This window comes from Vagococcus fluvialis bH819 (assembly GCF_900163795.1).
GTDB lineage: Bacteria > Bacillota > Bacilli > Lactobacillales > Vagococcaceae > Vagococcus > Vagococcus fluvialis_A.
In genome coordinates, this window is the sequence record NZ_FWFD01000011.1 from 1 (window position 1) to 10,060 (window position 10,060).

Sequence of the window (10,060 nt, forward strand, 5' to 3'; positions counted from 1 at the left end):
CGTCATAAATACCATTTTCCACGTCATAAATACCATTTTCCACGTCATAAATACCTCATTTGTATTTGTTCTGTTTTTTTGGTATTATTATATAATCAGATGAATAGAGGTGTATAATTTGAAAAACAAGAAAGCCGAGCTAGCAATAAAAGATTTATTAGCACGTCAAGATTACTTAGTAGTTCAGGGAAATGATTTAGCTAAGTCGTTTGGTGGCTTAAAATCTTTTGAACAACGTGTCCTTGATTACTGTTTTAGCTATGTTACAAAAGACTCTAAATTAGATGATGAATATGAAGTATCAGCATTGGAAATCATTAAACATTTTAATCTTAATACTTCAGGCGATTCATATACTAGGATTGCTAAAGCTTTTAAAAAATTAAATGAAAATACTGCTTTGTATTTACCTATAGTTGAAGATGGTGTAAGTGGTATTTTAATGACTCAATTATTTTCTAGAATTAAATTTTTAGAGAATGGTGTTGTTAGATTTAAATTTTCTGAAGATGCTGCTCCTTTAGTTTTTGATTTGAAAGAACATTTTTATAGTTTTAGATTAAATGAACTTTCTAGAATTAACGGGAAGTATTCACTAATTATGTTAAAGCTTTGGGAATCTCATAGAAGAGGTAGAGAAAAATATACAACTATTTCTGCTGATTTAGAAAGTTGGCAGTCATGGTTTTTAGGTAAAGATTCTCGTATGCCTGCAGGACAATTTTTTCAAAAAGTTATTACACGCTCTATCGAAGAATTGGAAGAAAAGATTGCATGCGAATTTTTCGTTACCACACAAAAAAGAGGTCGAAAAGTTGTTGGCTATGAAATCATGATTACAGATACATCTATTTAGATTTTGAAAGAACCTTAATAGGTTCTTTTTTTTATCTATCAACCATTGGCAATCTAGCCACCGTTGATAGATAAAAAGCAGCGAGTCAAAATTGTTTCCAATTTTGACAGCTGTATGCTAAAAAAGAGAAGATCATAAATTGCCTAAAGGCGATTTTATCTGAACGTTTTAGCTCGACTGGAAACAGTCGAAAAGCGTCGCAGACCGAGTGCCAAAATATATTTTGGTATAACGAGCTATACCAAATTGAATTGGTCTTCTAACCATGCTATGATGAACTCAACTTATTTAGGAGGTTTTCTCATGGCTCACGTTGAAAAATTTACCCAAGGTTCTGTGAACGGTTTATCCATTCACATTGAAAGAAAAACAACCAATCATTCTAACCCTGACATAGATTCAGAACGAACTTATTTGAATTATGATTTGTGTGATAAAGAAGGCGATATGAATCAACGGTTAAAAAATAGATTAGCCGAGGTTTACTGCTTTAATCGTGCTGATGTGAAAGTCATGGCTGATTGGATTGTGACACTTCCTAAATCACTTGAACAAGAGACAATGAGTACTCAAAAAGAATTTTTTAAATCGACTGTCGATTTTTTGAATGAACGATACGGTAATCAAAATGTGTTATCTGCAACCGTTCATCATGATGAAACGACTCCTCACTTGCATTATGCCTTTATTCCTGTTGTTTTTGATGAAAAAAAACAACGTGAGAAAGTCTCTGCTAAAGAAGTCTTAACCAGGAAAGAACTGTCTTCTTTTCATCAAGACCTGGACAACTATCTCAAACAGCAAATTCCTCACATTTACCAGGAGGGAATTTTAAACAATCAAACGATTGGCATTGATGACGTTAAAATCATCAAAAAAATGGCAAAAGAAATCGCTGAAAAAGAAACAGAGCTATCTCAAAGAAAAGAGCATATCAATAAAAAAATAAAAGAAGTTAAAAATATAGATGTTTCCACTAAAAATGTGTATGCTGTTCAGGATCAATGGAATCATTTAACGAATCAATTTGAAAAGACACTTTTTGGAAAAACAATTGTTGATACCAAAAATTTAGCTAATTTAAAAGAGTTTATGGGTGGGGTTCAAAAAGAAGCTGAATTAACTAAAACAACCAACTATAATCTAAATAAAAAGGTCAAAAATTTAACTGAAAAAATAGAGAAACACACCTTCCAATTAGAAGGGCGAGATAATCAGATTAATCGTTTAAAACAAGAAAATAGACATCTGAAGCAAGACTTAGAAGAAACCCAAGAACACACACTGCAAGTAAGGGACAATAATAGAGTTCTGAAGAGTTTATTAAAAGATACAGGAAAAACTGATTTTTCTATGTCTCAAGTAGAATACGAAGGTCGAGTTATTTTAGAAAAACTTGAAAATGACGAAAAACCACGAGATTCTTATGAATGTTCAGACTGGAAAGAGACTCTAGAAGAAAATAGAATAAAGCGATATATCCCTGAAAATCGCTTAACTCAATGGATTCAGCAGTTAACAACATGGTTAAAACAATTGATTACACGAGAAAAACAAATAGAGCAACAAAAAAGTAGAGGAATGTCTCGCTAAAAAAGTTTTAATATTACCAGTAACATTAAATGATAAAATAACAAAAATCACCTAACTCACGTTTGATACTTTCACTAAGTCAAAAAAAGCAGAACCTTGATTTTACAAGGTTCTGCTTTTTGATTTTAGGTAGACAAGTCCGTTTTCACAATCTCGACGTCTGTAACCCTTGGTATGACTGGTACCTGGTCTAACATCAGATTATGTAAACTTTATATGTTTTTCAAGTATATAAAATTTTTTTTTAACGTAACTTTACTAATATTAAATTTGAAATTTTGGTATATATATAATGTTTTATGTTTATACTAAGACGTGCGTTATTATGTGTACAAGAAGGTGAGGTCTGCAAATGTTAGAAAGTATTATTACAAAAACTAGTGAACTGATTGCTTATATTGAACCATATAAGTTAGACATAGTTTTAACTGTTCTTGTAGCCACATTTACAATAATACTGGCTTTAGGGGAAGACGTGAAAAATAAATACTATCAAAAAAAATATTTATTAACCTGTTATTTGTTACTATATGTTCTTTCAAATGTTTTGGGAGCGAACATCATATGGATTCTATTTAGTTTCATATTCTTAATTTTACCTTTATCTACATTAAATTTATCTTATTCAAATAATAAAAATAATTTTCTAGAACAAGAATTAAGTACTATCCAATATTGGATATATCATACTTTATATTGGATATTTATAGTGGAGTGGTACATTCTCCTCCTATGTATCCTAATAACCAGTTTTACACCTAACTTATACATTAAAACTTTAATCATACTTGTTTTTTCAATAATTCACTTATATAGAAATTCAAAAGATATATTAGGAGTTCAACCATTTTCAACTACTAGAGATCAGATTGTTAAGCAAATGAATCAATTTAATAAACAGTTTTATACTATTAAGGAAGCAGAAAATGAACACAGAAAAGGCAAAGAAGACATTCGTTTTTATTTGTTAGGATTTATTATCTATGCTGAAGATAGAGATTATTTTGAAAGAAACGGGCATAATACAAACTTTAAAAGATTATTTGAACAAAAATTTGATGTAACTTTTAATATATTTAATATAATAAAAAAGTTCTAAATTTATTATAGATGAAAATTCAAATATGCAGCTTGAAGATAGCGTAAAATATTTTGTGTAAATAGAAATTTAGGGTAGAAAAAAAGAAAGTCCATTCTGTAAAATTAAAGTTACCACACAGAAATTTTATAGGAGGACTTTCTCATGACTCATTTTACTACAGAAATTATGGAAACACTAATTAATAAGGGTGATTTGGATGATTTGTTTCGTCGTCATCTAGAGATTGCTATCAACTCATTATTACAGGCTGAATTAACAGCGTTTCTTGACTATGAAAAGTATGATCGTGCTGGCTTTAATTCAGGTAATTCTCGTAATGGGAATTACTCACGTTCTTTTAAAACAGAGTATGGAGAGTTGAACCTAATTATTCCTAGAGATAGAAATGGTGAATTTTCTCAACAAACATTACCTGCCTATAAAAGAACGAATGATTCCTTAGAAACCACTATTATTCAGCTGTTTCAAAAAGGGATAACCATGTCTGAAATCTCAGATTTAATTGAAAAAATGTATGGTCATTATTATACACCACAAACTATTTCAAACATGAGTAAAATGGTATCTGAAGACGTTTTAGCTTTTAAAGAAAGAACTTTAGAAGCTAAATACTCAGTCATTTTTATGGATGCTACTCATATTCCTTTAAAGAGACAAACCGTATCAAAAGAAGCCGTTTATATTGTGATAGGTATTCGATTAGACGGAACCAAAGAGGTTCTAGGGTTTACTATTGCTCCAACCGAATCTGCTTATGTTTGGAAAGAGATACTTCAAGATCTAAAAGATCGTGGTTTAGAAGAGGTTTTATTAGTGGTAACTGACGGTTTAAGTGGTATTCACGATAGCATCCATAGTGTCTATCCAAATGCTCAATTTCAACAATGTTGTGTTCATGTCTCTAGAAACATCGCTCATAAAGTTCGTGTTAAGGATAGAAAAGAAATCTGTGATGATTTTAAAACTATTTATCAAGCTTCTTCAAAAGAGGAAGCAAATGAACAAGTAGCTTTTATGATAGAAAAATGGAAAAAGAAGTATCCAAGAGTCGTTAAATTACTCTTGAATCCTGCTATATTAACTTTCTATAACTTCCCGCCATCAATTAGAAGAACTATCTATTCAACTAACTTGATTGAGGGATTTAATAAACAGTTAAAAAAATATACAAAGAGAAAAGAACAATTTCCTAATGAAGAATCTCTGGAGAGATTTCTTGTTTCTCAGTTCAATGAATATAACCAAAAGTTTTTAGGTAGAGTGCATAAAGGCTTTAAAGAAATTCAAGATACTTTAGAATCAATGTTTTAACTTAATTGATGGAATGGATTTTCCATTTACACATAAATCTTGACGCAACCAGCTTGAAAATAGTGGAAAAACAAATAAATTAAAGCATATTATAAAAGTAATAAAAAGTGCTTATAAAAGGTATTTCCGAGGTTATTCAACAATAGAAATGCAACATATTAGAATTAGTGTAATGAACCCTAATTCTTTTGATTATGTGATTAGAAGGAAACTTTTTGTTGAAGGGGTTTATACCTATTTTTATTTCTGTTCTTGGAAAAGATTTATTTTAAGAGTAAATGATAAAAAATTTAACGCCAAAAATGTAACCACCTACCTAAAAGTAATAACGCTAAAATCATATTATATGGATAAAAACATATTAAATAATCCAGTAAAACATGATGTCTTAGTTAATAATTTCAAGTCAAGATTAGATCAAAAAGATTATGCAGATTTATATAGTTTTTTTAAATACTTAAAAGACGATTATAAGGAAGAATTAATAGATAATTTTGAGATTGCTAATAAAGTATATGATGTAAATTAGTAATTAATAGGAGTTTAAGTACAGAAAGATATTACTTGATTTTCAATTTTAGAACCCTAGTCTAAAACTGAGTAAGGTCTCGCTAATTTCATCCTCATTGATCCCGATATAGCGCTTCGTAATTTTCTCGCTGCTATGTCCAAATATTTCCATCAGAGTGGCCACGTCTTTGGTTTTCTTGTAATAGTGGTAACCAAACGTCTTACGCAGCGTGTGCGTCCCGATATCGTCTCTTCCTAGCAGGGCAGCCACTCTTTGAAACATCTGATAGACCGTATTGACTTCCAAATGACCACCTTTAGTGCTAGGAAACAAATAATCCTCTGGTGCTAAGTCTTTTGTATAGTCTTGAATCAAGTCCTGCAGACTACTCAAATACAAAATACGAGTCTTACCCGTTTTCTTTTCGACAATACGGGGATTTTTTGAGGAAATCAGGTCTTGTTTCTTTAATTTAACGATATCGGACATGCGCAAACCGCTATTAATGCCGATCAAAAATAGAAAAACATCCCGATCCGCGTTTTTGTTTCTTCTTAAACAAAATAAAAAGTCATTTATTTCTTGCTGAGTCCGTAATGGTTGGACGTTGTAACTCATTTAAAAGCCCTCTCCTCTCACAAAAGTGATACATGATTTTGTTTAGTATACCATATAATCATGTATTGAAGGGCGTTATAAAAAAAGAACCCTATGGGAATAGGATTCGCGATACACGATTTTATCTAATTTCATGTATTAAGATGATTTAGAAAACCGACAGTACGCCATACATTAAGAAAAACTCAATAAGAGCTCCTACTATCGCCAAGCTAGATTTTTCTAAGTTCATTCTCTTCCTGTTTTGTGTTTTCGGATCATTTCTTACTTCTCTATTGTCCATATAATCTAAGATTTTTTTATAGGTTTTTAGATTTTCTTTATCTTGGATCTTTTGAAGTTTAATAGCAGCATTGACCATGATTACTATAAAAGTAACTGGCAAAATCAAAGAAAAATCGCCCCAGTATTTAAATAAGGATGCAGTAATGAGGGTTAAAACAAATGATCCTATAATAACCAACATTAATTGATTCATCTTAGCAATAGTTACTTCTCTTTTCATCTTATCGTCATCTCCTTTAATCAATTCGTCTAAGGAGATATTAAAATAATTGCTTAAAAGTAACAGACTTTGTAGATTTGGATAACTTTTAGGTGTATACTTAATTTAGATAAAGTAACTTTAAAAATTACTTTTTAAAGAAGGTGAATAATTTTGAGTGAATTTACGATTGCAGTACATGGGTTGGTCTATTTAGGTCATAACAATTCAATTTTTACCAGTGAAGCATTAGCTGAGAACATTTGTACGAATCCAGTTCGTGTTCGCAGAGTTCTGGCAAAATACCGAAAAAAAGGATTAGTTCAAACAAAAAAAGGTGTGCATGGCGGATACTTTCTAACCGATAATTTAGAAGCTATCACTTTAAAAAATGTTTATGAGGCGATAAAGATCCCAATTATCCAAAATACTTGGCATTCAGGTTATATCAATGAACAATGTATGATTTCGTCTGGTATGTCAGAAGCTATGGATGATCTTTATGATGAGCTGAATAAAGATGCAGTAGCAAAACTAGCAACTATTACATTAAAAGATATGGAAGTAAAATTATATGCAATACAAAATGAGAGGGGCACTAAAATATGAATGAGTACACTACAGACGTAGCCATTATTGGATTTGGTAAAGCAGGAAAAACATTAGCAGGTGCTTTAGCTAAAAAAGGAAAAACCGTCACTGTGATTGAAAAATCAGCTAAAATGTATGGTGGAACTTGTATTAATGTGGGATGCTTACCGACTAAATCGTTGACACATAGTGCAAAAATTATTGATCAATTATCAGAATTTGGCATTGAGCGAAATCCTGAGATTAACAACCAGTTTTTCAAACAAGCCATGGACTATAAAACTGAATTAGTAACCAAATTAAATAAAAAAAACTACCATAAAATTGCTGATTTAGATAACGTAACAGTCTTAGACGGTTTTGCTCACTTCAAAGATGACCATACTTTGTTAGTGGATACAGATACAGAAACGCTACAAGTTACGGCTGCTAATATCATTATTGGAACTGGATCTACGGCTGTTATTCCAGATTTTGAAAACAAGCAAGACAGTCCACACATCCACACAAGTGAAGAAATTTTAGAGCTAACAAATCTGCCAAAAAAACTAGGTATTATCGGAGCTGGTCCAATTGGATTAGAATTCGCTTCTTATTTTGCTGAATTTGGTTCTGAAGTAACCGTTTATCAATTCAATGACTCATTATTGCCACGTGAAGATAAGGATGACGCAGCAGCTATTTTGGAAAGATTAGAAGAATTAGGGGTAACTATTGAATTTAACGCTCAAGCTAAACGTGTTCAAGATACGGATAATGGTGTACGTTTAACATTTGAACAAAACGGCGAAGAAAAATCTGCTGAATTAAATGAAATTTTAGTTGCTACTGGCCGTATTCCTAACACAAATAAATTAGATATTGAAAAGGCTGGCGTGGCGCTCGGCGCTCGTGGAGAAATCAAGGTAAACAAGCACTTGCAATCTTCTGTTGAACACATTTGGGCAGTGGGCGACGTTAAAGGTGGACCACAATTCACTTATATTTCTTTGGATGACTACCGTATTGTTTTGCCTCAATTGCTAGGAGAAGAATCCAACTATAATTTAGAAACGCGTCGTGTTTATCCTACAGCAACATTTGTGGATCCAACATTTGCACGGGTAGGCTTTAATGAAAAAGAAGCAACTGAAGCTGGTAAAAATTATAAAGTTGCTAAGATGCCCGTTGCTGCTGTTCCTAAAGCTCAAGTATTGCGTGAAACAAGCGGCTTTTTGAAAATATTAGTTGATCCAGAGACTGACCTTATATTAGGCGCAAGCTTCTTCAGCTACGAAGCTCACGAAATGATCAACTTAATTGCATTAGCAATTAATGAAAATATTTCATATAAGAGTTTACGAGACGGTATTTATACTCACCCTACAATGAGTGAATCCATGAATGATTTACTTGAAATGATTTAACTTAAATTTAACCACAAAAGAGGCTGGGACAAAATAAAATGGACCTTATAGAGATCTATTTTTCAGAGTCCACTCTATAGGAGTCATTTTACACTATTCACCTCCTATTCATTATTACTTATACTTAGTTCAGCGACTGTACCAGTTATAACTTATGCTAATGAACTTGAAACTTATAATGAGGTTCAAGTTGAAAACTTTGAGGATGAGGAACTTCCCGAAGTATTAGACGAAAATCTTATCCCTTTATCTCTTTTAATCTATTCTCTATATGGTTTATTTAGAAAAAACAGCTCAGTATAATTTGATTTATGTTAATCACTTTTTATATTACCAGTAACTTTAAATTAAGTATTTTGATTGAAATTTAAAGTCATGATATAATAAAGGTGCGAAAACGAGAATATGTGTTAGTGTATCTAGCACAAAAGCCACTACCTGTGATGAGGTAGTGGCTTTTTTTTCGTTAGTGCGACTCTAACGAGTGGGTTTGTTGGCACTCATGCCTTTATTCATCATCTTTATCGTCAAACCAACGATTTAATAACTTTTTAGTTATAACTGTAGTTACTGTTGTAAAAACAGTCGTGATGAATAACGAGAATATGTTATCAAGCATGTATCTAGCACCCCCTTTCAATATGAAATGGGCTAAGTGCCATTAATAATATATCATACTTATTCGATTCTTATTTTCCAAATAAACGTTGCCAAAAAGATAATTTTTCTTTTTCTTCAGATTCTGCCTGATTCATTTCTAATTGCTCTATTTTTTGATTAGCCTGCAATGTTAAAACCTGTTGCTGATCTAATAATTTTTGCAATGCTTCAATTTGATTATCTTTTACTTTTAATTGTTCTTCTGTTCGTTCCAAATTTTCTTTTAAAACGCAAACTAAATCGAAAACTGGTTCTTGATTAGGTTTGCGTTCTTGGTTTGCATTTACTTCTTTAAACATTGATTTAATAACTTTTTGACCGGAAACGTCAATCACAAACCGGTTTCCGTTTTTAGTGACATACTTTTCCTTAAACGTTTCATCAATTTTTTTATTTATAGCTGTTTTTGAGACATTTAACTCATCAGCTAGTTCTTTAATTGTCATATAAGATTGATTTTTCATTTGTTAAATACTCCTTCTAAACAAATAATTAAAGTTATAACTATGTTTATCTGCTATTGGGTTGTTAGGGCTTGCCCTGACCGTCTGTAAGACGTTTTAAAGAAAGTATAACGTATTTATCTAGATTATGCTTAGAAGCTCTTAAAACTCGTTTTTAAGCTTATAAAAAGAGTTCTTTAAAGAATGGTCTTATTCTTTTAGCAAAGGAGCGTATAGCGACTGCTGCAAGTAAAATGTGAGAGTGTTTTTCTCTCACTCCTTTTTGTCATTTTTGATTTAACTTTTTTTCAAAAGGAACAAAAAAATAATTGCTTATCCTACTAAGTAAATACTTTTAAGAATACTTTTAAATACTTTTAAATACTTTAGGGGCTTTCAAAACGCACTAATATCAATGCTTTCAGAGGTTATAAATACCATTTTCCACGTCATAAATACCATTTTCCACGTCATAAATACCATTT

At 31.5% G+C, this 10,060-nt stretch carries 10 protein-coding genes; 7 read left to right on the forward strand and 3 right to left on the reverse strand.

The features are described from left to right. Window positions 1-118 precede the first annotated feature (118 nt). The 5 genes from FM121_RS07930 to FM121_RS07950 all read left to right on the forward strand — a co-directional run bounded on the left by FM121_RS07930 (window position 119) and on the right by FM121_RS07950 (window position 5,391). Complete coding sequence (locus tag FM121_RS07930; RefSeq protein WP_079348683.1) at window positions 119-856, forward strand: replication initiation protein; 738 nt, start codon at window positions 119-121, stop codon at window positions 854-856. A 303-nt stretch (window positions 857-1,159) separates the two neighbouring features. Beyond that, on the forward strand, window positions 1,160-2,449 hold the full coding sequence (gene mobV, locus FM121_RS07935; protein ID WP_086951633.1) for a MobV family relaxase: 1,290 nt from the start codon (window positions 1,160-1,162) through the stop codon (window positions 2,447-2,449). Window positions 2,450-2,801: 352 nt separating this feature from the next. Further along, window positions 2,802-3,548: a hypothetical protein gene (locus FM121_RS07940; RefSeq protein WP_086951634.1), complete on the forward strand. Its 747-nt coding sequence runs from the start codon at window positions 2,802-2,804 to the stop codon at window positions 3,546-3,548. Window positions 3,549-3,692: 144 nt separating this feature from the next. Next, window positions 3,693-4,862, forward strand: coding sequence for an IS256 family transposase (locus FM121_RS07945; protein WP_086951635.1), 1,170 nt, complete (start codon window positions 3,693-3,695; stop codon window positions 4,860-4,862). Between the two features lie 148 nt (window positions 4,863-5,010). After that, on the forward strand, window positions 5,011-5,391 hold the full coding sequence (locus tag FM121_RS07950; protein WP_086951636.1) for a hypothetical protein: 381 nt from the start codon (window positions 5,011-5,013) through the stop codon (window positions 5,389-5,391). Between the two features lie 48 nt (window positions 5,392-5,439). Here FM121_RS07950 and FM121_RS07955 read toward each other — a convergent pair whose 3' ends face one another. After that, window positions 5,440-5,991: a tyrosine-type recombinase/integrase gene (locus FM121_RS07955; RefSeq protein ID WP_086951637.1), complete on the reverse strand. Its 552-nt coding sequence runs from the start codon at window positions 5,989-5,991 to the stop codon at window positions 5,440-5,442. Window positions 5,992-6,139: 148 nt separating this feature from the next. Further along, window positions 6,140-6,496: a hypothetical protein gene (locus FM121_RS07960; RefSeq protein ID WP_021150714.1), complete on the reverse strand. Its 357-nt coding sequence runs from the start codon at window positions 6,494-6,496 to the stop codon at window positions 6,140-6,142. A gap of 153 nt (window positions 6,497-6,649) precedes the next feature. Between FM121_RS07960 and FM121_RS07965 the strand changes: the two genes are divergently transcribed. Further along, window positions 6,650-7,084 carry an RrF2 family transcriptional regulator gene (locus tag FM121_RS07965; protein WP_086951638.1) on the forward strand — a complete coding sequence of 145 codons (435 nt, stop codon included), beginning with the start codon at window positions 6,650-6,652 and terminating at the stop codon, window positions 7,082-7,084. Beyond that, window positions 7,081-8,472, forward strand: a complete 1,392-nt coding sequence (locus tag FM121_RS07970; RefSeq protein WP_086951639.1) for a dihydrolipoyl dehydrogenase family protein — start codon at window positions 7,081-7,083, stop codon at window positions 8,470-8,472. The genes FM121_RS07965 and FM121_RS07970 overlap by 4 nt, the downstream gene beginning before the upstream one ends. 689 nt (window positions 8,473-9,161) lie before the next feature. Here FM121_RS07970 and FM121_RS07975 read toward each other — a convergent pair. Continuing rightward, complete coding sequence (locus FM121_RS07975) at window positions 9,162-9,596, reverse strand: DUF536 domain-containing protein (protein ID WP_086951640.1); 435 nt, start codon at window positions 9,594-9,596, stop codon at window positions 9,162-9,164. Between the last annotated feature and the right edge of the window lie 464 nt (window positions 9,597-10,060).

What these genes read in the sequence shown, in the direction of transcription:
- mobV (WP_086951633.1), top strand. Translation starts at nt 1,160, where the DNA reads ATGGCTCACGTTGAAAAATTTACCCAAGGTTCTGTGAACGGTTTATCC.
- FM121_RS07960 (WP_021150714.1), bottom strand. Translation starts at nt 6,496, where the DNA reads ATGAAAAGAGAAGTAACTATTGCTAAGATGAATCAATTAATGTTGGTT.
- FM121_RS07950 (WP_086951636.1), top strand. Translation starts at nt 5,011, where the DNA reads ATGCAACATATTAGAATTAGTGTAATGAACCCTAATTCTTTTGATTAT.
- FM121_RS07970 (WP_086951639.1), top strand. Translation starts at nt 7,081, where the DNA reads ATGAATGAGTACACTACAGACGTAGCCATTATTGGATTTGGTAAAGCA.
- FM121_RS07940 (WP_086951634.1), top strand. Translation starts at nt 2,802, where the DNA reads ATGTTAGAAAGTATTATTACAAAAACTAGTGAACTGATTGCTTATATT.
- FM121_RS07955 (WP_086951637.1), bottom strand. Translation starts at nt 5,991, where the DNA reads ATGAGTTACAACGTCCAACCATTACGGACTCAGCAAGAAATAAATGAC.
- FM121_RS07975 (WP_086951640.1), bottom strand. Translation starts at nt 9,596, where the DNA reads ATGAAAAATCAATCTTATATGACAATTAAAGAACTAGCTGATGAGTTA.
- FM121_RS07945 (WP_086951635.1), top strand. Translation starts at nt 3,693, where the DNA reads ATGACTCATTTTACTACAGAAATTATGGAAACACTAATTAATAAGGGT.